Source organism: Enterococcus sp. DIV1307a, from assembly GCF_050537425.1.
In the GTDB taxonomy this organism is placed as follows: domain Bacteria; phylum Bacillota; class Bacilli; order Lactobacillales; family Enterococcaceae; genus Enterococcus; species Enterococcus faecalis.
In genome coordinates this window covers 2282693-2308632 of sequence record NZ_CP172914.1, presented here as the reverse complement: position 1 = coordinate 2308632, position 25940 = coordinate 2282693, and the positions used below count along the sequence as shown (strand labels likewise).

Below are 25940 nucleotides of genomic sequence, written 5' to 3'. Positions count from 1 at the left end.
AATGAGAAAAATTTATAACTTAAGAAGAATTGCAGTGTTGCTAATCGTTTTCGGATTGGGGTTGATAGTAGGCGGAAATTTTAATCCGATTATCCAAAATATTTATATCGGCTTATTCATCATTTGGACACTGTTTTATGATCTGGCACTTGAAGATAGAGAGGTTAAGAAGTGACAAGAAAAGACAAATTAGAACAAACAAAAAAACTTGCTGATTTATGGTACAAGCAACAAAAAAATAAAATATACATTGCGCAACAAAAAGAGCGTAGAGGTGTCGCATGACGACAAAAAAGCGACTTAAGCCGGCAAGCAATAAGTCGCATACAAAAATTATACAAGAAAAATTATATCACAGAAATGAGGTCTTGTTAAATGGCTGAACAACTAAATGTTTATCAAAGATTAGCAGAAGTAAGAAAAAAAGTATCTTATTTAAAAAAAGAACAATCAGGAAGTCAATTTAATTATGTTGGGTCAAGTGATGTCCTAGGAGCTTTACATTCAAAAATTAATGAAATGGGATTGTTATTACAGCCAGCAATTACAGGCCATAAAGTTAAGGACCAGATAGAGATTATAAATCAATACAATAAGTACACGAAACAGACGGAACAGAAACAAAGAATAACATATTTTACTGAACTTGAGATGACTATGCGCTGGATTAATATTGATAATCCAGAAGATTTTTTGGAATCAAAGTGGTATGCACAAGGTGTTGATATTGCTGGTGAGAAGGGTGTAGGTAAAGCATTAACTTATGCAGAAAAATATTTTTTATTGAAATTTTTTAATATTGCAACAGATAAAGATGATCCTGATTCATTTCAAAAGAAGCTTGATGCTAAAGAACCAATAAATTTGGTTAATGGTAAACAAATATCAGAGATGAACGATTTAATAAGAAAAGTAGCGGAACTAAGCTCAAGCGATATGCAAGTTGTTAGAAATGGATTGTTGCAACATGTTGGTGCACAAACATTAGACAGTATGACAGATAAACAGTATCCAGAAGCAATGAGACAGTTAAATAAGTGGAAAAGTAACTATGAAATAGAGATCAATAAAAACAATACAAATGATCAAGTAAAAAATATTAACTGGGGGCAAAGGTAATGACAAATGAATTAACAACAAATGTGCAGTTTAAAGTAGATTTTAAAGCCAGTGAAATAACAATTCAGAACGAATCGCAACTAAAAGAAATGGTTGATAAAGCAGTAAATCATTACTCAAGTATGATTTTTACAGATGCGAATATTCCAGAAGCCAAGCAAGCAAAAGCGGATTTAAATAAAGTGGCGACACTTTTAGATAATGAGCGCAAAGCAATAAAAAACGAGTATAACAAACCCTTGAAATCGTTTGAAGACAAAATTAAAACTTATGTTGGACAAATTAAGTTAGTAAGTGATGGCATCAACGAAAGTATCCAATTATATGAAGAAACAGAACGTTCTAAGAGGCTTGAAAAAATCAAAGATACTATTAAAGAAATGTCAGAAAACTATAGCGTTGAGGTAGAAGAAGTAGGTATTAGAAATAACTGGTTAAATAAGAGTTCTTTTACTGCAAAAGGAGAAATAAATAAAAAAACTTTAGAAGAAATTGCTGCCGATATGACAATGATTTTTAAAGAAAAAGAGCGAGTTATAGGAGAAAAAGCGATTATAGAAAATTATGTAAAGGCATTAGGATTAGAGCCTTACTCGTGGTTAAGTCAAATTGATAACGGAAAAACAGCTGCAGAATTGATGATTGAGATTGATGCTGCACTAGCAAAGAAAAAAGCCGCTGAACAAAGGGCTATAGAACAACAGAAAGCACATGAAGAATATGAAGCAGCAATGCGAGAATTAAATGAAACAGTCGTAGAAGATAAAGTAATTGACAAAAATACAGGAGAAATAGTCAGTGAACTATCACCAAAAGCGGAAGTAAAAGATACAAATAAAAATACAGTAACATTACGACTTTCAGGTTCGCACAGTCAATTGACAGCACTTAATGAGTTTATAGTTGATAGTGGCATTATGGTGGAAGTGATTGAGTGATTGGAAAAATAATAAACCACATAGGAAATAAATTGGTCATCGAATTTGAGGATGAAATAAATTCAAATTTTCTCGAACTTCTGGCTAATAACGATGATAATTTAGCGAAAGTTGAATTCTTAGATAATCGACAGATGTCTCAAAAACAGAATGCACTTTCTCACGTTCTAATAGCCGATGTGGCACGTTGGAGCTATGACGAACCTAAATGGATTGAAAGTGTCTTGAAATACTACTACGAAGCTAAGAGTGGTGTTTATTTTGAACATAGTAGAGCTACCAAGAATGAAGCGACTGAGTGGATCGGTTTCTTAATTGAGTTCATTTTGAAAAACGATATACCACTTGAAAAAAGATACCAATACTTGCTTGAAAATAACAAATGGTTTTATTACTGCCTGAAATATCGTAAGTGCTGTATTTGTGGTAAACATGCTGATATTTGCCATATAGAAGTTGTTGGCATGGGGCGAAATCGCAAAAAAATTAATCATGAGACATTCACATTTTATGCTGGTTGCCGTCAGCACCATCAAGAGGAACACCAAGTAGGCACTAAGAACTTCTTGAATAAGTATCAAATTAAACCAGTCAAATTAAACATCGAAGAACGTAAAAAGTTAAACATAGGAGGATAGAACGGTGGCTGAAAGAAGAATGTTTGCAAAGACCATCATTGATAGCGATGCATTTTTAGACATGCCGCTGTCAACTCAATCTCTTTATTTTCATCTGTCAATGCGAGCGGATGATGATGGGTTTATTAATAATCCTAAGAAAATTCAACGAATGGTTGGATGTGGAGATGATGATTTAAAGCTATTAATGGCCAAAAGATTTATTTTAGTTTTTGATAGCGGAGTTATTGTTATCAAGCATTGGAAAATTCATAACTATATTCGAAATGATCGATACAAACCAACTCTATATCAAGAAGAAAAGGCTGAATTAGCTGAGAAAAATAGTAAGGCATATACCTTTAAAACCGAGGTTATAGAGAGTGAAAACCATCTTGGTATACCAGATGGCAACCGTATGGGATACCAAATGGATACACAGGTTAGGTTAGGTAAGGATAGGTTAGTTAAGGATAAAAAAAAGAATAGTGTTGAGCCAAGCTCAACTATGCCTGAATTATTCGAAAAAGTTTGGAAAACTTATCCAAAGAAAACCAACAAGAAAAAAGCTAGAGAACAATTTTTAAAGAAGTTCAAGACGGAAGAAGATTTAGAGTCGTTTAAAAAAGGATATAAAGACTATCTTGCGTATATTAAATTAAACGATTGGTACCATCCACAAGAATTGTTTCGTTGGATACGTGATGAACGTTTTAACGATGAATACGACTTGTCTGAAACGACAACGCAAGCAAGATATACGAATCCTCCAGTTAGACAAGAGCAATTACCAGATTGGGTAAATGAACCAAAACAAGAAGAGGAAAAACTATCACCAGAAAAGCAAGCTGAACTTGATAGGCAAATAAAAGAATTTTTGGAGGGCAAGTCATGATTGAAATGAGAGTACTTGATTATCGAATTACTAGTGATGATAAGCAAGTAATCGTAAATAAAGCGAGACGAAACGAACACGGAGAGTTAACCATTTTGACTGATAAAGACGGTACACAAAAAGAATCACTCGCTTTGATTGGTTATTATGGCAATTTAAGTAAGGCTCTCGTCGCAATAGAACGCGATTATGTGCTTTCTAGTGGTAAAACAATACAAACAGTCAAAGAATACAAAAAAGAGCTAGAATCGATTCACAGCAAGCTAAAACGTGAATTAGATTTCGGGGAGGAATTTTAGATGAATGAATTAGTTAAATTAGTGTAAGAATGGGCGGAAGAAAAGCGTTTAGATAAAGCGGAACCTGAAAAGCAAATGCTAAAAGTGATTGAGGAAGTCGGAGAAGTTGTCGCTGCATTGGCAAGAAACAACGAAAACGACCTAAGAGATGGCATTGGTGATGTGGTTGTGACGTTAATTATTCTCGCTATGCAAAATAACATGGATTTATACGAATGCGTAAATCAAGCATATAGCGAAATCAAAAATCGCCAAGGGAAGATGGTAAATGGAGCATTCGTCAAAGAAGCCGATTTGTAAGGTTTGAGGTGGAAGAGATGCGAATTATTCTACCAATTGAACCAAAACCGCAAAGTCGCCCGAGGTTTGCAAGACGTGGGAATTATGTCCAAACCTATGAAGATAGCGCTATGAGAGCCTATAAACAAAAGATAAAAGTGTATCTACGAAAGGAAAAACCAGAATTGATTGAAAAAGGGGATATTTTTGCGCATATTACGTTTTACATCGCTACTCCTAATCCCTATTAAGTTCTAAAAAAAACGCTTAGAAGTGGAATTAGAGCGGAAATATTGAGATAAGAAACCTGACTTGGATAATTATTTCAAAGCAGTCACTGATGCTGCTGAAGGTATTTTATATAAAAACGATGGTCAAATTGCTGTAATGGTTTGTCAAAAGTTGTACAGTATGCGACCACGAACAGAACTAGAAATTAAAAGTTTGGAGGAACAAGTGTAGTGGGTAAAACGGGTAAACAGATCAAAGAGAATTATTCGGTTAGAAAGCGAGTAAAGAAGATGCTTAAATTTAAAGAATTTAATATTCAATTATTCGACGTTCACATTTATATAAAAAAGCTAAGTAGTTTTAAAACCAATAAAAAATAGTATAAAAAAACTAACTAGTTTCCGCTAGCTAGTTATAGATACATTTTCATCTCAGATAGAGACAATTAATAATACATTACTATGAAATTTAAGGCAACAAAAAAAGCCAGCTGACCACTAGCTGACTTATGTGGTAGAAACAACTGTTTTCCGCCAGTTGTTCTTTAGGTGTGAGTTAGCACTTTCCCCAAATAAAGTGCTATTAAAAAGCCGATTAAAAATCGACAATAAATCTCTTGCAGAGACGTGTACTACTATTAACTGTTTACCAGAAGTTAATGTAGAAAAGGAGGAAATTTATTTCATAAATAAAATCCCCAAGAAAGTTAAAGTGATTATACCATTGAAAAATAGATTTGAAAATACCTTCTATGCCAAAAATATTTATTAGATGGAAAATATCAAATGAATAAAGATGATGTGAAAGATGACGAATGGAAGATTGTAAAATATTGTAGAATTATTATTGTTTTCTTTATAGTCAACCAATAATTTGTTGACTACAAACATGTATGAGTGATGAATATTTCGATAAATAAATAGCCAGTCGGTTTCCGCCGACTGGCTGAGAAGTGAATAGCTATTGGAATAGTATTCTTAGTATAATTTATATCATATAGAGTCGCTGATGAGCAAAGAATAAGCATTTCTTATATATGTTTGGATAAATAAAAAAAGCTACTTAGTTTCCGCTAAGCAACTCTTAAATGATGATATGTTTATTATAAATTATTATACCATAAAAGGAGCGATTTCACTTGATTCTATTGTTAAAAGAAGTAGATTTTCGACAAACAAAAGCGAATGCTAGAAATGTGTTGAAGAGTTTTAGACGTTTAGAGCGAATAGCTGGTCGCTCTTTGATAGATTTAAAATCACCAATTATTACAGAGATGCCTAAAAGCCAAAGCCACGGAAACAAAACAGAAGGTGCACTGGTACAATTAGCTGATGCAGAAGCAGAAAGAGATGCAATTTTATCTGCACTTATGGCTTTGAGTTTGACTAGTAGACAAATTCTGCAATACAGTTTTTGTGTGCAGGATCATTACTCTAATTACAAGATTGCTAGAGAAGTTGGATATTCTGAAAGAAGTATTCAACGTATGAAATCAGAAGCTTTAATTGAATTTGCTGAAGCTTATCGAAATGGAAAAATAATTGCCTATAAATAAAATTTTGGCGGTTTTTTGGCGGAAAGTTGGCGGTTTTTATACGAATTTGAGTGCTAATATAGTAATATCGAAAGTCAAAGAAATGGACACATTACACACTTTCTCGTTTAGTCACCGTTTACTTTGTCTTTCGATGGTCACTTGCAGACTTACGTTCTCAATAAAATGAAGTGAGGTGAATAACCTCCTCTTTTTTCTACAGGTTTGCAAGTGACACTTTAATGGAATATAGCTCAGTTGGTAGAGCATACGACTGTTAATCGTAAGGTCATGAGTTCGAGTCTCGTTATTCCAGTAAGTAGCATAGCTACTTAAATAAATAATCGTCAATAAGTCAAATGTAACTACCTTTACGATCAAACGACGGTTAAGATTTTCCCTCCTATCTTAGGCTGCACTTTCAGCGTGCAGTCTTTTTGGTTGTATAAATAATAATAGTTAAATTCATTGATTTTTGGTAATATTAAATTATAAATCTATTAGGAGGGGAAATATGGATTTGAATAGTAAGGGAAAAGTAGTGAGCTTTATAAATATGAAGGGTGGGGTAAGTAAGACAACCCTTTGTAAAGAACTAGGTTTGTTTTTACACAAACAAGGGGGTAAAAAAATACTTTTTGTTGATGTTGACCCACAAGCAAACCTTACTCAGTCACTTTTTGACATATATAAATTCACTCAAAAACAAGTGATATACAAAAGTACGGAAGATAAAAAAAAGTACAAAAAAACTATGGCTAGCATCGAAAATATGATTAATAGAAATGCATCCTCTGTACCAGTTTATAATGAAGTAGTGCAACACTTAAATGACAATGATGAAGGGCTAGCAATAATACCAGGAGAGTTAGGTATAGATTTTTCACTAAGAAATTTAAACAGTGCGACTTTAGAAAATAGTTTGCATACATTTATAAAGGAGAACAAGTTAAGGGAAAAGTTTGATTTTATATTTATTGATTGTCCTCCCACATACTCCTCTTATACGGTGTTGGCTTTAAAACCTTCAGATTATTATTTAATCCCAGTAAGGCCTGAGGCGTATTCCATTTTAGGCATAGATTTGTTACTTCAAGTAGTAGAATATATACAAAAAGAACACGATACTTTTTTTGAAAATAAGCCATTGGAAAAATTAGGAGTGGTTTTTACAAATATTGAGTCTAAGCCATCGGTAGGTGTAGAAAATTTAATACAAGAAATTAAGAGCAGTCAAATATTAAAAGAATGGGATATGCCATTATTTGACAACTATTTCCAAAAAAACACAGAGTTATATAAAAATATTGGTTATTGTATAGTGGATAGTAATAGTGAAATCTCAAAACGTAATCTATCTTTAATTGCTCAGGAATTTATAAAAAAAGTAACTGAAATTCAATAAAATTCGAAGGAGATATTTATGCTTATGGATAACGATTTATATTATTTGTCGACATTCGCTACTAAGTCAGAAACTAAATCGATTGATATAATGAGGATAAATTTGTATGGTTTGATATCGGCCGTTATTTTATCCAAAACTATATTTAAAAGAAATAGTGAAATTTCTGTATTTTTAGAATTAGTTAATATTACTGTGAAAGATTATGTAATGAAAAGTAGAACACTTCTTTTATCTAGAATTATTAGGGATATAGAGAAAATGGATGCAGATCAACTTAAAAAAATACAGAAGGAAACAGTAAATTATTTATTTTCAATCCAAGACATTCAAGAAGTGACATCTAAGAAAAATAAAAGAAATTCTATAGATGATGTTTTAGAAAAATTTGGTAGAGGTGAATAGAGGATTGAATATTCACAAAGAAGTTAGTAATTACTTAAAATTCATTGTAAAAAATTACGAGTATACTACACTTGCCAAGATAATAAAAAAAAATGATAATGATTTAAATAATATGTTTCCTGTTTTAGTTGAATTCATACAAGTTTTATGGGCTTTAGAACTCTATGAAGAACATGAAAATATTTCTTCAGAGGTAAAGAATTTTTTAACTAAAATTAGGATAGTTTATTTAAGGCTATTATATGTTTATCCGCTTAATGATGATTTTATCGTCGAGGCAATATTAAGGCAGATATCTGAAAATGTTTTAAAAACATTATTTTTAATAGAAACTCCTGGCAAAAATATTGAAGAAGTGACTAAAATGAGCTATAGAGCTCTTTGGGATACAAATTTAAAAAAATCTAATATGTATGTGAATTATAAGAAAGAATTAGATTATTTTAATAATTTATTCAAAATCGGTTCGGATATATTACATGCTAAATATGAAATAGATGGCGTAAAGCAATTGAGCGATAGATATGAAAATAATACTCCTTATGACTACCAAAAAATTCGTAAGTTAAATAAAAACTTGAAACATTTTTTATTTAATATTATAGAAGAAAGTTTTTTTATCAATGAAAGCGAAAATTTCACTATTAATCAAAAAAATAGGAAGAAGCAATGTCTGGCCAAAATATCTAAAAAAGACATAATGAAAAAAATATCAAAATGAATGCGAGAAAATAGTCGTTATTAAAGGTAGGGTACTCATTGAGGAAGCATTTTAACTATTGTAGTAGATAAAATGACAAGTAGAATATTCAATTCAAATAAGTAGAAGATTAGTATTGATTTTTACTTATTTGAGTCTCAATAAATTAAGAACAGAAATAAAAAAACAAAACTCAATTCAATAAGCATTGTGAGGTGGTGTGTCGTTTTAAATGGATAAAAAGGAACAAGCAAAGAAATATTATGAAGAAGGTTGGAAATACAAGGATATTTCCGAAAAGCTTTCTGTACCTCCCAACACATTGAAGTCATGGAGAAAACGTGATAAATGGGAAAGAGGGGGTGCAACCAAAGAGGTGCAACCTACAAATAGGGGTGCACCTAAAGGCAATCAAAATGCTATAGGTAATAAAGGAAATAAAAGAGCCTCGCCACCAAAAAGAAATAAGAATGCAGTAAAAACAGGTGAATATGAGATAATATTTGCTGACTTACTATCTGACGAAGAAAAGGACATCTATTCTAACATGAATGATGATCCTTTTTTTATTTTGAATGATGAGATTCGCTTATTAAAGGTACGGCAGTTTAGAATGATGAAACGTATCAAAGAAGCTGAAAAAGGACTAAATGATGAAGAAGTTGAACGGTTACAACAGCTAAGGAAAATTAAAACACCGATTGAAAAAGACGGTATAAAGCTAGAAATAAAACGTGAAGTTATGCAAGACGTTCAAGTAACTCGTAAAACATTTAGAAAGTTAGATGACATCTTAGCTATTGAAGATGCGTTGACTAGAATTAGCAATCAGTTAACAAAGGCTGTTAAGCAACAGAATGCCTTGCTAGCAAATGATGCCAAATTACAATTGTTGAAAGTTCAAACTGAAAAAGCTAAAGCTAGTTTAGGTGCTACAAGTGGAGACATGGATATGCCAGTTTTTATTGATGATATATCAGGTGATGGATATGAGTAAAAAACTATCTGAATTTCTTCCTAAAGCATTTCATACTACTTGGAAGGTAGCATTAAACTCAAATATATTACATGTTGTTGAAAAAGGTGGCCGTGGGTCAGGTAAATCATCTGGCATAGCGCACATAATCGTTCAATTGATTATGAGATATCCTGTAAATGCTGTGGCCATTAGATACGTTGATAATACGATTGAGCTATCTATTTTTGAACAGATTAAGTGGGCAATTGAAGAACAAGGTGTGTCTAAGTATTTTAAAGTAAATAAAAGTCCTATGAAAATCACCTATAAGCCTAGGGGGAATTATATTGTTTTTCGTGGCGCACAGAATCCAGAAAGAATTAAGTCATTAAAGGATTCAAGATTTCCATTTGCTATAGCTTGGATTGAGGAATTAGCCGAGTTTAAAACAGAAGATGATGTAAAAACCATAACTAACTCATTGCTACGTGGTGAATTAGCAGATGGTCTTTTTTATAAATTCTTTTATTCGTACAATCCTCCTAAGCGACGACAATCATGGGTTAATAAGAAATATGAATCTAGCTTTCAACCTGAGAATACTTTCGTTCATCATTCAACATATAAGGATAATCCATTCATAGCTCAAGCATTTATTGAAGAAGTTAATGCTACGAGGGCTAAGAATCCGAAACGTGCTGAGTGGGAGTATGACGGCAAAGCTATTGGTTCAGGAGTTGTTCCTTTTGATAATCTACGAGTAATAAAAGGATGTATTACTGATGAAATGGCTGCTAACTTTGACAATATCAGAAATGGTCTTGACTTTGGTTATGCTACTGATCCATTAGCATTTGTTAGATGGCATTATGACAAAAAGAAAAATGGCATCTATGCTATTGATGAAATTTATGGTGTGAAAATTAGTAATAGGGAATTTGCTAATAAAGCTAAGTCTAAAGGATATATATCAGATAGAATTGCAGCTGATTCAGCAGAGCCTAAATCAATAGCAGAGCTAAACAGTGAACATGGTATGCCACGAGTTTTCGGAGTAAAAAAAGGTCCTGATTCTGTTGAGTATGGCGAAGAATGGTTAGGCGATTTGGATTTTATTTGTATTGATCCATTAAGAACTCCTAACATTGCTAAAGAATTTGAGAATATTGATTATCAAACTGATAAAGACGGTAATCCTAAACCTAGGTTAGAAGATAAAGACAACCATACAATTGATGCGACAAGATATGCTTTCAGTGAAGATATGGATAAAAATAATGTGAGATTTATCCAATATTAGGAGGTGGGAAAATGTTTCAAAACAATTTAAGTTTGAAGCGGTATAAAAGAGTGCGAACAAAATATTCTACACAAATTAATGAAGAAGTTTTCGATCCTAATGATTTTATTACTGAAATGAAGCCATTTTTTGATGATAGAGAGCGTAAGTACAAAGCCTATACAAGCGAACAAAATGAGATCGATAGAAGACCTAAACCAAACACAGAGATTATAAAAGTGAATAATAAACTTCATGCTGGTTTATACAATACTATTGTCGACCAAGCAGCTGACCATTTCACAGGCATTCCAATTAAGTGGGATTATGATATTACCGAACAACGCAAATCTATATTGCAAAAAATGGGTTCAAAGGTAAAAGACTTGTTTTCAGGGAATGTCAGAAATGAGACAAAAACTCCTGAAGAATTCGACAAATTAGCAGAGTTAGTAAACGATATGCGGTTTGCCATGCTTGATTCTGATACAGCTCGGTTTCAAGGAGCTTGTGGTGTTGCTTTTCGTTTGTTAGAACCTGTTGAAACCGTGGAAGGTTGGCAATTATGGGCGAGCAATATCGAACCATGGAAAGCTGAAAAATACGAAAATGCAGATATCTTTATTCGTGAAAAATACGATACACATCAAAAAAAATTTTTCGAAGAAATGAAAGTCATTACTAAAAAAAGAATATGTATATATAGCAGATATGTTGAATCTAATTTAGTCAGTGCATCTGGAACATTTAAATTGATTGAGGAAGTAGAAAACCCGCTAGAAACGTTTTACTTATCAGAATTTAAAAATAACACGAATCGTTATTGCGATTTTGAAGTGGCGGAAGAACTTTCTGATGCATTTGATAGAAGCTTATCAGACCAACAAAACGAAGTTGAACAGTTTAAACTTGCTTATATGGCCATTAGTGGCTCACGATTAGATGAAAAAGAAGCACAAAGAATGATGGAACAATTAGGTATTATTAATTTGCCAGATCCACAAGCTAAGGTTGGGTATGTAACGAAAGACATTAATAAAGATTTCAACGAGTATCATCTTGATAAGCTGAAAAAGCTTTATTACACGGTAACTAAGTCAATCGATTTCAATGATGAAGTATTTAAGTCTAATAGCTCTGGCGAAGCTCGCAAATGGCAAATTATTACACTAGAAGCTAAAACAAATACTAAAGAACAGTATTTTAAAGAAGGATTGAAAGAAGCAGCTGAGACGATGTCTGCCTTTATTAAATTTAGGGATAAATTAGATGTTGATGTGTCAAAAATTGTATTCACATTCAGTCGTAGCTTGCCAACAGACATCGGTTATCTTGCTGATGCATTGCCTAAACTTTCACCATTTGTATCCAAACGAACAATTATTAATCAGATTCCATTTGTTAAAGACCCAGATTATGAAATGGACTTGATGAATTTAGAACAAGGTCAAGATTATCCTAGCGGTGAATATGATGAACTAGGTGGTGCAGGTAATGACGAAGAAGAAAACAACGGCTAGTGAACGTTATTGGGAAAAACGTCGTGAATTAGAAGATAAAGCACGTTTGAAACTGGAAAAGAAAACTCTTAATGAGCTAGAATCTGTTTTCGAACGTGCTTTAGTTAAAATTCAAAGACAGCTGTTGTCACAAGCAGATTTACACGATATCACTCAAAGTGAAATGCTAGAAGACTTTAGCAAACAAGATCAAGAGAAGTACCGCAAGTATATCGAAAAAAACTATGAAAAGTTGATGGAATCAGATGAAGCTTATAAACAATTCATTGATGAATATTTTCCATCCTTTGACTATGCGAAAGTTAATCGCTTGTTACAATTACGAGCAGACATTTTTTCTACCCTTGCAGGTGAAGCAATAACTAGTGATGTTAACGGTAAATTTAATAACGACTTAGAGAATATCACAAAACGAATCTACAATTCTAATTCTAATGCGTTGATACAATTATTAGGCGGTTCAGCACCTGGTTTAACTAAGAATGAACTAGAAAACATCATGAACTATCCGTGGAGCGGAAAAACATTTTCATCTCGTTTATGGGGCAATATATCAACCCTAGAGCAACGTTTGAGCAATTCCATTATTAATTCATTGGCAAGTGGTGAAGGAGTTGTGGAAGCTCTTAGAACGATGAAAAACGATGGTGTTATTAGCGGTATGTTTAAGTTGGAACAAGGAAAGTTTAATCGTTCGATTGAAAATCTTGTTAGAACGGAATATTCACATTTTGCGGTAGAAGGTGTAAGAAAATCGCTAAAGGATATAGGTGTTAAGCAAACACAAAGCTGGTCGGCAGAAGATGAGCGTGTTTGTTCTATTTGTGGTGGACGTCATGGAAAAGAGATTAAAGATGATTGGCATCCACCGTATCATGGACGTTGCCGTTGTACTGAAATACCAATTGTTCCTGAAATTAGCGATGACATAGATAAATTGTATGAAGAGATGTTTGGTGATTTATTGGATGAATTCGCAAGTAAGCAGTGGGGTATTAAATTAAATCATCCAAAAGTTAGTGCAACTAAACTCGATTTAAAATCCGTATTAGACAAAACAAACATGCAAGAAGCTTTAGGAAAAGAAAATTATTCTAATTTTTTAGATCATTTAGATGGGATAACTGACCAAAGGGTGCTAAACTTAATAAATGTGATAGGGCATAAGTTGGAGTTTAAAGACATCAAAGAAGTAAGAGCATTTGCACAAGGCAAATCAATTCAACTTAGTCAAAAATCATTTGATGGGGATAGGGGTGTTAATCCTTATCAAACAGTTTATCATGAGATAGGACATGCTTTGGATCATCTTGGGCTTGAAGTATTAACAGGAAAAAATACGATGCCGACAGGAAAACTGATAAAAAGAAAGCTAGGAAGACGAACCACTTTTATAGAAGTGCATATAACACACGCATCGTCACTTTCTGAGTATAACATTAAAGAAGCGCTAGAACGCGATTTTTGGAAATATGTAAACGGAGATTTGCCATCCTATAATGATTTAGGTAATAGACCTAGAAATGCGGATAAGAAAAAGGCTTATGATGACTTAAGGGCGGAAATTTATAAAAAAAATACAGAGAACTTACAAAAAACTAGAGAACGATTATCAAAAATAGTTAGGGAAAATCCTAACTCAGTATCCGCTATTTCAGATATGATTGAATCTATAGGTTCTTTAGGAGACTATCCGTTAGGTTTTGGTCACGGCAAGCGCTATTGGCAAACAACAGGTAGCACAGAAACGGAATTTTTTGCACATATGACAGAAGTAGTTGCTAACGATAAGTCAAGAGAATTAATGAAAGAGATTTTTCCGACAGCAGTAAGCCAATGGGAAAAATTAGTAGATGATATCTTAAAGGCGGTGAAATAAGTGTTTAGTTGCGAAGATGGCGCATGGTCTATTATTGATGATGCAGTTAAAAAGTATGAACAACATTTCCATGATGAGTTTCCAATATATGAATATATCGATGTAACAAAGAGTGATGACTTCGATTTTTCTATTCTAGGTGCAAAAAAATTAGCGAAATTCATTGATGAGCATATTAAAGAAAATAAATCGGTCCACGTCCCGTCAGATTACCATAGCAGACTTTACTAAGCACTTAAAGGATAACTTTGAGTGCTATTTTTATACCCTAAATTGGAGGTGAGATCATGAAAGGATTATTCGAAGCAGTATTAAATCTAGAAGTTACCAATGGTACAGAAAAAGCCTATAAAAAAGCTTTTGAACAAGAAAACGAACGATACTTAACCAAACACACTTTGAGAGATGGCAACGGTAATATCGTCAAAGATGAGCTTAAATCAGTTTGGGGTGGTAATTATTGTCACGTTGATATTTTGTATTCGTTACCAGGTAAAAAAAGTAAATTAACTATTTCGATTGTGTCTAGGACTCTGCAAAACGTAAAAGATGCTGTCACTGATTATCAAATGTTAGGTGCTGAACTGGTCCATAAGAATTGGAAGTGATTAGATGGATCCCTATGATTACTTAGATGCAGATTATGAAGAGCATTTACTAAGAGAAGAAAAGCAATTAAAGTCTGACGAAAGTTAGGCTTTTTATTTTGTCCGAAATGACGTTAAACTAGCGCAATGCTGGGCTTAATTGAATGGTGGGGCGCAATAAATAAATCTAAAGCAATGCGGGGCGATTAGTCGAATCGTGGGGCGAAAGGAGAAACAAAATGAAACCAAACCTATTACCAATGAATTTACAAATGTTTGCAGAAGAAGACGGTGGTACAAACTTCACTTTCGATGATTTTAAGGCATTTGTAGAATCAAATGAGGAAGCACAAAAATTTGTACAATCACAGTCACAATCAGCTGCAGATAAACAATTAGAAGCTTGGAAACAAAATAATCTTGAAAAAATCAAGGAAACAACAATCAAGGAGTATGAAGAATCTAAGAAAAATAAAACTCCTGAACAAATTAAATTAGAAGAATTACAGGCTGAATTTGAAGCTGAAAAGGCATTACGTGTGACTAGTGATAATAAGGCTTTTGTTGCAGAAAAAATTGCTGGCTTAGATTGGGACGGAGATTTGAAAGATTCTATTTCTCAATTTATGTTAAATAATCTTGTTAGTTCAGATACTGAATTTACTAAGAAGGCTGTAGAAGGCTTTACAGAGCTTTTAGAAGCAATAAATGATAAGCATGCAGAAGCTATTAAAAATGTAGAAATGACTAAAGCTTTTGGTAATAAATCGCAACAAACCAACATGGGAACTGGTAATCAAACAAAATCGTTTGAAAATCCAGAGGTAGCATTAGGACAAAAATTACAAGCTTTTATCGATTAGGAGGAAACTACAAATGAAAAAAAGTTCATTAAATAATCTTGAGTATTTAGATATTTCACAGGAAGTTAACGCATTACAAGTTCCAAACACACCATTTTTAAGCTATTTGTTAGGCGCAGGCAAAGTTGAAGCTGCCAAGTCAACTGAGATTAAATGGCGAGAATATGGCATGAATAATGATGATTCATCTGCTCAATTAGAAGGCGGAGAATACGCAGATGCGGAATCTGATCGTACATGGTTTAACAACTATACTGAAATTTTCAGAAAATCAACTTCTGTATCTGGCACATTAGATGCTATTAATGTAGATGGTGTAGGAAATGAATTGAATAGCCAAGTAGCTCTTCGTGCTACAGAAATGAAAATTGACTTAAATCGTAAATTGATTGTTGGTGTAAAGGCTGATGAATCTGGTTCTAAAGGTCGTCAGATGAACGGAATTTTAAATTTGATTAGCTCAACGAATAAAGTCGAAACAGCAGCTGCGGGGGCAGTAACAAGAAAAGATATTGATGCCTTATTTAAAACAATGTTCCAAAAAGGATACATGGGCGAAAAATTATGTTTAGTAGCACCTGATATGCAAGAATTAATGACTGATCAGTTGGATGAAAAATCAACAAAAATTGTGCAATTTGGCGATAAACTTACTTTTGGATTGCAACTTGGAAATATTGTCTCAAATTACGGCTCAGGAATTGCGTTAATTGAACCTAATTTACCTAATGGAACAATCGCAGCTATTGATACTAATTATGTAAAATTACGTCCACTACGTGAATGGCGTGCGGAAGAATTAGCAAAAACAACAGATTCAAGACGGATTGGATTAGTTGGTGAGTATTCAATTGAATACAAAGCTTCTAATTCTGGAGCAATCTTGAACTTGAAAGCCTAAAATATAATAACGAAGGAGAAAATTAAAAATGGCAACAGCAAAAAAAGAAGTAACCTATCGTGTGCTTGACAAGAAAAACTTTGTGGGCTTTATGCATCCTAAAACAAAAAAATTTATCACAGCAAACGAAAATAATGAATTTGTAGTTTCAGAAGATGACAAAGAAGCTATTGAGATATTAGAACGTGCTGCAGATACTTTTAAAGTTTAGGTAATGATGCTTTATGGTTGATGAAAAAAAAGAAGAAATCGTTGAGAAAATTCAATTGATGCTACCTAACGCTTCTGAAGATAGGATTTTGTCTGTTTTAAACCTTGTTATCTTTGAAATCAATTCTTACAATACTTGCAAAATTGATATTGCTTGGGACGAGTTTGAACAACTTATAATTGAGGTTATCTACAAAGCTTTAAAAAACGAAATAGATAAGTCTGTAGCTAGTGTAAAACGTGGTGATACATCAATTAGTTATGTAGTTGAATCAAAAGACATACAATCACTCATGAAGAACTATAGCAGTGCTATTAAACGTATTTTAGGCTGTGATAGCGGGGTGTTTTTCTATTGAATGAAGCAGAAATTTTAGCAGCTACTTATTTTGATACCTGTGTTATTGAGAGAATGAGCGATATTGAAAATACGGAAAGTGGGATTACTGAACAAGTTTATTTTCCAATTCATGTTGGCAAGTTACCCTGTGCTTTCTCTCAAGGAAGTATGGGGAACTTACCTGTAATAGAAAACAAAGAAGCGTTTAATATCTCTTATGAAGAACAAAAACTTTTTTTAGAACCTAATATAAAAGTTAAAAAAGGAGATAGAATAACTATTACTCAAGGTACAGGTCAAAAACATGTGTTATTTTCAAAAAAACCTTTTTATTATCCAAGCCATATAGAAGTAGTGCTATCAGGAAGTTCAATTGATGAGTAAAAGCGATCTTAGAATGAAATCAAATGCTGATAAAGTTATTGCAAATTTAAAGAAAATGACACCCATTGCTGAAAAAGAAGGTGCTGCAATGGTGAATGATTCGTTAGCTAAAATTTATCAGTTAATTGTACCTATGACACCAATTAAATCGGGTGATTTAAGACGAGGCTATCGAATCATTAAAGCTAGAAAGTTGTCTAGTGGTCGTATCGTGGGAGCATTGATTAATAATGAAAAATACTTTAGATATGTAAACGATGGCCACCGAACAAAAAATGGCGGATTTGTTAAAGGCAGATTTATGTTGCAAAAATCTAATAAATTAGCTAATGCAACATATATTCCGAAACGATTTAAACAAATGGCGATTATCATTGTTAAGAAAGGATAGATATGTACGATAAAATTTTAAAAATGCTTACTGACACAATAAAACAGTTCTCGAATGCGCCTATCTATCTTGATGATGTAATGCAATCGTCAGAACCGTTTTATTTTGTGTTAAGTCTTGAAGAGAGTCTGACTGATAATGTAGGTCAAAACGTTCAAAATAAAGCATACAATGTTGATATTGCACTGGTTGATAGTAAGAAAGATAAACAATTAGTAACAAGCCTAACAGAAAGCTGTGGGGCTTTTTTTAATGTGTTGAATTTGGACGGAAATGAATTGTTTCCAGAAGATTATCAAACGTTTAAAACAGACGGAATTCAACATATCAATTTTAATGTTGCGTTCCCACAATTAATTGAATGGAGTGAAAAATAGATGGCAAAAAAGAAAAATGTAAGTGTCATTTCTGTAGAGAAGCCAACGTGGTTCCCACTAACAGACGAAACGGGCGCTTTTCCAGTTTACGGAACGCCAATTACAATCGGTACTGCTGTCAGTATCAAACCAGATGTTACAACAGAAACAACGCCTGACTATGGCGATAGTGTAGTTCAAGATCAGTATGTTGCATTTGGTGGTGCAGAAGTTACTTTAGAAACAAACGGCTACCAAAATGAAGTTTTAGCTGAAATTACAGGGGGAAAAAAATTAAAGGGTGGCGTATTGCGGTCTGCGGATGATATTGCATCAGATGGAGCATTTGCTTACCGTCGCCGAAAATCGAACGGTAAATATCGCTATACGATTTTCTATAAAGGAAAATTTGCTTTAACATCTGATGAAACATCTACATTAGAAGGAAGTTCAGTATCTTATACTCATCCAGAATGGACGGGGTCTTTCGTTGATGTTCCAGGGTTGGGTTATATGTATTCCGTGGATGAAGACGATGAAGGTGTCGACTTAGAGATGATTAAAAACTGGTTTACTGAGGTAATGGATCCACGTAAAGAAAATACTACTGCTGTTACTGGTGTAACTTTAGACCAAACAGAGTTAAATTTAAAAGTTGGCCAAACAGCAACCTTAACACCGACAATTACACCAGATAACGCCTCAAATAAAAAATATCAGTTCTGTTCAGAAAGTGAGGCTATTGGAACTGTAACACCAATTCAAGGGAAGGTTACTGCTGTAGGAGAAGGGACAACGGAAATCGTAGTCACAACAGAAGATGGTAACTTTACCGCAAAATGTACATTAAATGTAACAACAGCAGATTAAAAATAACAGTTTAGGACGACCTTGTCGTCCTATTTTATATGGAGGAATTAAAATGGCAAGTAAATTTCAACAAAAAATTAAATTAATGATTAAAGATGGAAGCAAATATACTACAAAACAATTCACGTCGGCAGAATTTTTACCAGGTTCAGTCATGGATACAGGTACGGATTTACAAATCAGGTTAGAAGAAGCAACAAAAACAAATGATATGGAAGCAATTCGTCCTATTTTAAGAGAATGCTATGACTTTATTGCTGACGTTATTTTTGAAAAACAGTTTACTGGACAAGAATATATTGACGGTATGGATGCTCGTGAATTATTGAAAATTACAGCTCAATTGTTAGGTTCTGTTACTTCTGGTTATGATGCAATTTATTCTGAACAGAAAAAAAAGTAACGGAACTTTTATATCATCCTCATTTTAAGTACACGCCACAATATCGAGAAGCAGAACTAAAAAGTTCGCTTCTTGAGAATGGGTGGACTTTAAATGAGATCGAAAACACAGATTTAAACGAGCTTTTGAAAATTTATGCATTTAAAGATGCTGTAGACGAATTTGAAAATATCAAATATCTTGATGAAAATACTATGTTCTAAGAGGGAGGGGGTACTTTTTGAACAATGAAGACTTAGTCTTAAAAATGATACTGGATGAATCTGGCTTTTCACAAGGATTAAATTCAGCAGTAAAAAAGTTACAAGGCTTTGATGTTGAAGTTGATAGAACAGGACAAAAAGGCGGCCGATCTCTTGGGAGCATATGGACGTCTTTTGTTGGTAACTTTTTAGCTAGCGGAGCAACTAAAATTATCTCTAAAGGTATTGGATTGATTACCAGCAACATCGACGGGGCCATTAATCGTGTAGATACGTTAAATAACGCAAATCGTGTGTTTGAAAATATGGGCTTTTCAGCTGGTGAAACATCTAAAACAATGGATAGCTTAAAGAAAAGTATCCAAGGGCTGCCTACGCCGTTAGATAGCGCTATTAAAGGTGTTCAATTAATCGCTTCATCAACAAATGATTTAGGTAAATCAGAACAGATTTTCGCAGCTTTAAATAACGGTATCCTCGGCTTTGGTGGGTCTGCAGAGATGGTAGACAATGCTATTATCCAGCTGTCCCAATCGTTCTCAAATGGTAAAGTAGATGCGCAAACTTGGAACTCAATGATTAACAGTGGTTTGGGTCCAGCGTTGAATGCTTTAGCGAAACAAATGGGGTTAACTGCTGGTCAGATGAAAGAAGGTCTCTCTGATGGTTCAATTTCAGTTGAAGAATTCCAAGATTCTCTAATAAAATTGAATAAAGAGGGCGGTGGAGGCCTTAAATCATTAGAGCAGATCGCTAAAGATTCTACCGCGGGTATTAAAACTGGTTTAGCTAACATGAAAACTGCGATCGTTCGTGGCGTGGCCAATGTTGTTACTAAAATTGACGAAGGCTTAAAAAGTGCGGGCTTTGGAAGTATAAGCGAAATCATTGCTGATAAAGGCGCAAAGATGGAAGCGGCTTTATCTAAGTTTGCGGAGATGATTCCGCCAATGATAAAGACAGTTAAAACATTGTATGATACGTTAAAACCTTATGCACCGCTACTTGCGGGTTTAGCGGGTAGCATTGGTACGTTGATGCTTGTGAATAAAGTGAATGCAGCATTTAAAGCTTGGAGGGAAGGTACAGAAGCACTTTCGATAGCTCAAGCAATTTTAAATAAGACAATGCTATCAAATCCTTTTGTTGCAATCTTAACTGCTGTAGTAGGGTTAGTCACAGCGTTTATTTATCTTTGGAAAACCAATGAAGGTTTTAGAGATGCTGTTAAAAACATTTGGAAAAACATACAGGAGGTCATTTCAAGCGCTGCTGATGTAGTTGTAAAAGCTTGGGATTCGACAATGGAATTCTTCAGCAATATGTGGGATGGCACAAAAGAAGCTTTTTCAAATGCTGGTACATGGATGAAAGAAGCACCTGGAAATGCAGCCGACTGGGTTAAAAATAAATGGAATGGTACTAAAGAATTCTTTAGTGGACTTTGGGATTCAACAAAAGAAGGCTCAAAAAACACATGGGAAAATATCAAGCAGGGTGCTGCTGATAGTGCTAAAAGCGTTGGCGAAAGTTTTAAAAATGGCTTTGATAATGCGAAAGATTGGTTTAAGGGTATTGGAAAATCAATATCAGATGTTTTCACAACAGCATTTGATTTTGTTTGGAAATATATTGGTCCGTATGTAACAGGAATCAAAAATGCGTTTAAAATGGTTGTTAACGCTATGAAAGCGAACATTGAAAATGTCAAAATGATCGCTGAAAATGTCGTTACCATTCTAAAAAATGTTCTGTTAGCTCCAATACTTTTCATCACATCAATGATTACAGGTGGGTGGGAAGAAGCAAAAGAGAACATGATTGCCGTTTGGGATAATATTGCTGAAGCAGCTCAAACAATATGGTTTGGCATTAAAAATATCTTTTATAACACTGTCACAGCTATTTCCTATTCAGTCACTTCTATTTTTAATGGATTGATGTTGACAATTAAAAAGATTTGGATTGATGTGAAGTTATTTTTCACTTTACTCTGGATTGACATTAAATATGGAGCGATCAACGTTTGGATTGAAATTAAATATTCTATCATCGAAACGTGGATAAATATTAAATTTGAAGCAATTAGAATATGGGAAAGTTTGAAAACTTGGTTCTTCGAAACAGTAGAAAACATTAAAAATGGTGTGATCGATGGCTGGAACAACCTAAAACAAGGAACCATTGATACATTTAATGCAACTGTTCAATGGTCAAAAGATACATGGTCCAATTTCAAACAGTGGATTGTTGATACGGCGGTTGGAATAAAAGATGGTGTTGTTCAAACCTGGTATAGAATTAGAAATGGCACAATAGAAACCTTCAACAACATGGTACAAGGCGCTAAAAACGCATGGAATAATCTCACAAGAAGTGTCAGTGATACAGTGTCGAATGTAAAACAAACTTTTGAAGATTTAAAACATGTTGATTTATTTGAAATTGGTAAAAATATCATTCAAGGATTGATCAATGGTATCGGATCTATGATTAACGCAGTTGGGGAAAAAATTCAAGAAGTAGCTGGTAATATCAAAGAAAAAATCAAAGGAGCTTTAGATATTCATTCTCCTTCGCGCTGGATGCGAGATATGATTGGTAAAAATATCGTGTTGGGTGTTGTGGATGGCATTGACCAAGAAAAAGGAACTTTGGATAAATCGGTTAAAAAAATGACTGATTTGCCAACGGAATTACCGGATTTTTCTGTCACAGGTAGATATATTAGTCAACAGGAATCTCAAGCATCTAAATCGGATAAGAACAACAGCAATGCAACGACTACCTTTGGTGGTGATACCTTTAACATTAATTTACAAGCAATGGGTGAATTAGATGATAAGCAATTAATGAGCATGGCTCAAAAATTAGTTAAATACATTCAAGTCGTCAAAAATAGAGATAGCGATGCAGTAGGAGGTGCTTTTGGTGGAATTTAAAAGAGGTCAGTTTTTTCTTAATGGAAAACATAGCTCTGAATTCAATGTGTTTATGAGAGAAAGACCTGAACGACTTTCTGCTGGACGTGTAGTAGAGCTTAGGGAGCGAATGGGTAATGATTCAATAGCTGTTGATTTTGAGTATTATAAAAATGTAGAACGCACCATTACATGCTATGCGAAAGCAAGAAATTTACAAGAAGTATCTTTCTTAGAAGATGAAATCTCGTTTTGGCTCGATATGGGAAACTACTCAGACTTTATCGTCTATTTTGATGAACATTACATCTATCAAGCCATCGTAACAAGTCCACCAAAGTTTACAGGAACAAGAAAAACAGGGGTTTTAATTCCTTTTGAGTTTACTGTAAGTATCCGACCTTTCAAAAAAAATCGTATTGGCCAATATTGGACAAGTAATCCTAAACAATTAATAAACACAGAAAAATATCCTTCAGAACCTACTATTCAGATTTTGGGTTCTGGGGATATTTCTTTTTTCATCAATAATCAGGAATATGCATTAAAAGCTATAGATGGAGATATCATTATTGATTCAGAAAAACAAGAAGCTTATCGAAAATCAGGTGGAGCGTTTGAAATCTTGGATCATAAAACACTTTTCAAAGATTACCCAATTTTAAAAAGTGGAGAAAATAATTTTCGCTGGACTGGAAAAGTGACAGAGTTTAAAGTTCAGCCTAATTGGAGGCGAAAAGTTTGATTCCAGTTATTTTTAAACCTGGAGAAAAAGATTTTACAACAAACGGCTTAGGACGTCTTATTGATGCGACACGTTGCGAAATCACTGAAGAAGCAAACGGAAAATATGAACTAGAAATGGACTATCCAGCGATTAGCAGATTTAGTGATTATTTTGAAAATGGCTATCAGATTAAAGCAAAGCCGAATGACTTAGAAGAATACCACATTTTCGAGATCAAACAAACGTTTAAAGATACGTTTACTAATAGTATTGTCATTTATGCTCAATCTCGTACTTATAAACTAGGAAACAGACAAGTGAGGCTAGTAACAGTTGATAATCGTAATGGTGCAGAAGCTATGAGATTAATCGAACAGAACATGGACGAACCATGCGATATCAAACTTTATTCTGATATTAACACAGCTTCTAGTACGGTATTCGAAGCTAGAAACGTACTTAATTGTATTGCTGGTGAACAAGGTTCTTTGCTTCAATATTGGGGTGGAGAAATCAAACGAGAACCTTTTAAATTATCTTTGTTAAGACGTAGAGGACGAGATAACGTTGGCACTGTTCGTTATGGTAAAGATTTAAAAGGATTAACCATTAAATTTGATTGGCAATCAATTGTTACTAAAGTTTTACCATTTGCAGAGCTTCAAAGTGGTGCAGACGGAACTTCTCAACGGATTTATGGAGATGCGGTTAAGAGCGAATATATCAACAAATATCCAGATGTTTACGCTCAATACGTTCAGTTCACTGAAGATCAAGGAGTAAAAGATTTATCCAGCTTAAATAAAGCGGCAGGTAAATACTTCACTACATTATATCCAGGAAGTGATAAGCCTAAAGTTTCTATTGAACTAGAAATTGAGAAACTCACAGATTCAGAAGAAGCAAAAGAATTTGCTAAAATGAGAAACTATAATTTATTCGATACGTTCACTGTGTATCACAAGTTTTATGATATTGACATTCAAACGAAAGTTACAGGGATTGTCTATGATGCTTTAGCAGAAAAAACAATAAAGATTACTGCTGGAGATATCCAAGTTGCTTTTTATAAACAGCAAAGTCAAGATTTTCAAGAAGCAATTAAAACCTTAACTAAAAAAGACTACATGAGTAACTTTATTGATTACATTACCGATTTAATCAATGGCGTGAAAGGTGGTAGTATTCTTCAATATCCTAAAAATAGGCCACATACGCTTTATTTTATGGATACAGATTCCACAGATACCGCAAAGAATGTTATCGCTATTAATAACCAAGGTATCGGTTTTTCAACTACTGGATGGAAAGGCCCCTTTAGAAACGCTTGGACTATTGATGGTATTTTAAATGCCGACTTTATCAGAGCTGGTAAAATTAGATCTGATATTTTTGAGACATCATTCAATGCATATGGAGATATTTTGCGTTTAGTTAACGGCGCTCTGCAAGCTTGGAATGGGAAAACGAAAATAATGGAATTGACTAAGCAAGGATTAGAATTCTGGAATGGCAATAGCCACATTGGCTCAATAGGAACAAAAGGGAATCCTTTTCCAGACTTGAGAGATGTTAATGGAAATCTTGTAGTATCTGATGGCAATTCGTTACTACTGGTCGCAGATAACCCTCAGAAAATTATTGGATTATCTAATCAATCAGGAGCAGGTCATTTAATTACTGGTCTAACACAGTTCTTTGTTGGTAATAACTTTAACTTCTTTGGACCAAAAGGAAGCAAATCAACTATAACAGTTGATAGGTTGATTGTCGGAGGTAAAGAAGTAATACCTGGTGATGGATCAGGCGGCAATGATGGTGATGTACCACCAGAGCTAACAACCGAAAAAGAGAAAAATGCTTGGGCGGTTTGGCAGTTCTTAAAATCAAAAGGCTACAGCGAACAAGCGGCCGCTGGAATTTTAGGAAATATGGATCAAGAATCTGGAATTATGCCTGATATTGATGAAGGCGGTGGCGGCCCTGGTTACGGTCTAGTTCAATGGACATCGCCAATTGCTGGCGAAAGCGGCCGTGCTTATGTGCAACGTTTGCTAGGTCAAGCTGGAATCAGTGGAGACTATCGAAATATTACCACGCAGCTGAAATTATTAGATTGGCATATGCATAATGGTCAATATATTCCTTCCGCGGCTTATCCGTATTCGGTAGCACAATTTAAAGCATTAACAGATATCGGTACCGCTACGATGGCATTTGAAGCGAACTTTGAACGACCAGCTGTTACTCATCCTGAACGTATTCCATTAGCTCAATATTGGTACAACTTGCTGAAAGACTTGAAACCTAGTAAGCCAACTTGGATAAACCCTGTTCGCTCAACTTATACGATTACACAAGAATGGGACCAAATTGGCTGGGGAACGAACGTTATTCACGGCGGTATAGATATTGCTTCAGTGCCAGCAGGCACGAGCCCCCCTGTTTATGTGGCGCGTAGCGGTACAGTTGAAACCGTCACTTATGATGGAACTGGTGGAAACTATGTTGTTGTTAAACACGATGATGGTTATTGGACCTATTATGGTCATTTGGATTCAGTTGATTTAGTTGTTGGCGAAAAAGTGACTACTAATAGTCGTGTTGGGATAATGGGTTCCACTGGACTTGCTAAAGGTATTCATCTCCATTTTGAAGTATGGAAAGGCGCACAGTGGCAACGAATCAATCCGCGTGATGTTATTAATTTTTAGAAAGGGTGTGAA

General features: G+C 34.2%; 28 protein-coding genes, 1 tRNA gene and 2 pseudogenes. All 31 read left to right on the top strand.

Annotated features, from left to right (window positions below; translation table 11 throughout):
• Window position 1: 1 nt before the first annotated feature.
• A complete protein-coding gene (locus IGL90_RS11220) occupies window positions 2–175 on the top strand; it encodes a hypothetical protein (RefSeq protein WP_002395693.1) in 174 nt (57 codons plus the stop codon).
• A gap of 200 nt (window positions 176–375) precedes the next feature.
• Window positions 376–1119, top strand: coding sequence for an ERF family protein (locus IGL90_RS11215; RefSeq protein WP_002401996.1), 744 nt, complete (start codon window positions 376–378; stop codon window positions 1117–1119).
• Entirely contained in the window at window positions 1119–2057 is a 939-nt protein-coding gene (locus tag IGL90_RS11210; protein WP_002401997.1) for a DUF1351 domain-containing protein, read from the top strand. The genes IGL90_RS11215 and IGL90_RS11210 overlap by 1 nt, the downstream gene beginning before the upstream one ends.
• The gene (locus IGL90_RS11205; RefSeq protein WP_002401998.1) at window positions 2054–2695 is read left to right on the top strand and encodes a putative HNHc nuclease; all 642 of its coding nucleotides are present in this window, start codon (window positions 2054–2056) and stop codon (window positions 2693–2695) included. The genes IGL90_RS11210 and IGL90_RS11205 overlap by 4 nt, the downstream gene beginning before the upstream one ends.
• 19 nt (window positions 2696–2714) lie before the next feature.
• Window positions 2715–3569, top strand: a complete 855-nt coding sequence (locus IGL90_RS11200) for a DNA replication protein (RefSeq protein WP_430604674.1) — start codon at window positions 2715–2717, stop codon at window positions 3567–3569.
• The gene (locus IGL90_RS11195; RefSeq protein WP_002368214.1) at window positions 3566–3868 is read left to right on the top strand and encodes a hypothetical protein; all 303 of its coding nucleotides are present in this window, start codon (window positions 3566–3568) and stop codon (window positions 3866–3868) included. The genes IGL90_RS11200 and IGL90_RS11195 overlap by 4 nt, the downstream gene beginning before the upstream one ends.
• Window positions 3869–4168, top strand: a pseudogene (locus IGL90_RS11190) (MazG-like family protein). It abuts the gene before it with no gap.
• A 17-nt stretch (window positions 4169–4185) separates the two neighbouring features.
• Window positions 4186–4609: pseudogene (locus tag IGL90_RS11185) on the top strand (RusA family crossover junction endodeoxyribonuclease).
• A 907-nt stretch (window positions 4610–5516) separates the two neighbouring features.
• Entirely contained in the window at window positions 5517–5933 is a 417-nt protein-coding gene (locus IGL90_RS11180; RefSeq protein ID WP_048737462.1) for an ArpU family phage packaging/lysis transcriptional regulator, read from the top strand.
• A 222-nt stretch (window positions 5934–6155) separates the two neighbouring features.
• A tRNA-Asn gene (locus tag IGL90_RS11175) sits at window positions 6156–6228 on the top strand.
• A gap of 198 nt (window positions 6229–6426) precedes the next feature.
• Window positions 6427–7317 (top strand): ParA family protein, encoded by an 891-nt coding sequence (locus tag IGL90_RS11170; RefSeq protein ID WP_048737460.1) that lies wholly within the window; start codon window positions 6427–6429, stop codon window positions 7315–7317.
• Between the two features lie 24 nt (window positions 7318–7341).
• Window positions 7342–7722 (top strand): hypothetical protein, encoded by a 381-nt coding sequence (locus tag IGL90_RS11165; RefSeq protein WP_152679632.1) that lies wholly within the window; start codon window positions 7342–7344, stop codon window positions 7720–7722.
• Window positions 7723–7726: 4 nt separating this feature from the next.
• Window positions 7727–8443 (top strand): hypothetical protein, encoded by a 717-nt coding sequence (locus IGL90_RS11160; protein ID WP_048737456.1) that lies wholly within the window; start codon window positions 7727–7729, stop codon window positions 8441–8443.
• Window positions 8444–8654: 211 nt separating this feature from the next.
• Complete coding sequence (gene terS, locus IGL90_RS11155; RefSeq protein ID WP_048737454.1) at window positions 8655–9419, top strand: phage terminase small subunit; 765 nt, start codon at window positions 8655–8657, stop codon at window positions 9417–9419.
• The gene (locus tag IGL90_RS11150; RefSeq protein WP_002393615.1) at window positions 9391–10680 is read left to right on the top strand and encodes a PBSX family phage terminase large subunit; all 1290 of its coding nucleotides are present in this window, start codon (window positions 9391–9393) and stop codon (window positions 10678–10680) included. The genes terS and IGL90_RS11150 overlap by 29 nt, the downstream gene beginning before the upstream one ends.
• Window positions 10681–10691: 11 nt before the next feature.
• The gene (locus tag IGL90_RS11145; protein WP_048737452.1) at window positions 10692–12179 is read left to right on the top strand and encodes a phage portal protein; all 1488 of its coding nucleotides are present in this window, start codon (window positions 10692–10694) and stop codon (window positions 12177–12179) included.
• Window positions 12154–14058, top strand: a complete 1905-nt coding sequence (locus tag IGL90_RS11140) for a hypothetical protein (RefSeq protein WP_002393613.1) — start codon at window positions 12154–12156, stop codon at window positions 14056–14058. The genes IGL90_RS11145 and IGL90_RS11140 overlap by 26 nt, the downstream gene beginning before the upstream one ends.
• Entirely contained in the window at window positions 14059–14289 is a 231-nt protein-coding gene (locus tag IGL90_RS11135) for a hypothetical protein (RefSeq protein ID WP_002380437.1), read from the top strand. It begins immediately after the preceding gene.
• Between the two features lie 56 nt (window positions 14290–14345).
• A complete protein-coding gene (locus tag IGL90_RS11130; protein WP_002380436.1) occupies window positions 14346–14666 on the top strand; it encodes a hypothetical protein in 321 nt (106 codons plus the stop codon).
• A 218-nt stretch (window positions 14667–14884) separates the two neighbouring features.
• Window positions 14885–15508 (top strand): DUF4355 domain-containing protein, encoded by a 624-nt coding sequence (locus IGL90_RS11125; RefSeq protein ID WP_010706493.1) that lies wholly within the window; start codon window positions 14885–14887, stop codon window positions 15506–15508.
• A 13-nt stretch (window positions 15509–15521) separates the two neighbouring features.
• Entirely contained in the window at window positions 15522–16409 is an 888-nt protein-coding gene (locus IGL90_RS11120) for a DUF5309 domain-containing protein (RefSeq protein WP_002357030.1), read from the top strand.
• A 28-nt stretch (window positions 16410–16437) separates the two neighbouring features.
• Entirely contained in the window at window positions 16438–16620 is a 183-nt protein-coding gene (locus IGL90_RS11115) for a hypothetical protein (RefSeq protein WP_002357032.1), read from the top strand.
• A gap of 13 nt (window positions 16621–16633) precedes the next feature.
• Window positions 16634–16978, top strand: a complete 345-nt coding sequence (locus IGL90_RS11110) for a hypothetical protein (RefSeq protein WP_002357033.1) — start codon at window positions 16634–16636, stop codon at window positions 16976–16978.
• Complete coding sequence (locus IGL90_RS11105; RefSeq protein WP_002357034.1) at window positions 16975–17343, top strand: hypothetical protein; 369 nt, start codon at window positions 16975–16977, stop codon at window positions 17341–17343. The genes IGL90_RS11110 and IGL90_RS11105 overlap by 4 nt, the downstream gene beginning before the upstream one ends.
• The gene (locus tag IGL90_RS11100) at window positions 17336–17734 is read left to right on the top strand and encodes an HK97 gp10 family phage protein (RefSeq protein WP_002357036.1); all 399 of its coding nucleotides are present in this window, start codon (window positions 17336–17338) and stop codon (window positions 17732–17734) included. Before IGL90_RS11105 ends, IGL90_RS11100 begins: the two co-directional genes overlap by 8 nt.
• Before the next feature lie 2 nt (window positions 17735–17736).
• Window positions 17737–18111 (top strand): phage tail terminator family protein, encoded by a 375-nt coding sequence (locus IGL90_RS11095; RefSeq protein WP_002357037.1) that lies wholly within the window; start codon window positions 17737–17739, stop codon window positions 18109–18111.
• Window positions 18112–18960, top strand: a complete 849-nt coding sequence (locus IGL90_RS11090; protein WP_048737447.1) for a major tail protein — start codon at window positions 18112–18114, stop codon at window positions 18958–18960.
• A 52-nt stretch (window positions 18961–19012) separates the two neighbouring features.
• Window positions 19013–19363: a phage tail assembly chaperone G gene (gpG, locus tag IGL90_RS11085; RefSeq protein ID WP_002357039.1), complete on the top strand. Its 351-nt coding sequence runs from the start codon at window positions 19013–19015 to the stop codon at window positions 19361–19363.
• Between the two features lie 247 nt (window positions 19364–19610).
• Window positions 19611–22508 (top strand): tape measure protein, encoded by a 2898-nt coding sequence (locus IGL90_RS11080; RefSeq protein WP_430604673.1) that lies wholly within the window; start codon window positions 19611–19613, stop codon window positions 22506–22508.
• A complete protein-coding gene (locus IGL90_RS11075; RefSeq protein WP_002364482.1) occupies window positions 22498–23232 on the top strand; it encodes a tail protein in 735 nt (244 codons plus the stop codon). Before IGL90_RS11080 ends, IGL90_RS11075 begins: the two co-directional genes overlap by 11 nt.
• A complete protein-coding gene (locus IGL90_RS11070) occupies window positions 23214–25928 on the top strand; it encodes a phage tail spike protein (protein ID WP_430604648.1) in 2715 nt (904 codons plus the stop codon). The genes IGL90_RS11075 and IGL90_RS11070 overlap by 19 nt, the downstream gene beginning before the upstream one ends.
• Window positions 25929–25940: the final 12 nt, after the last annotated feature.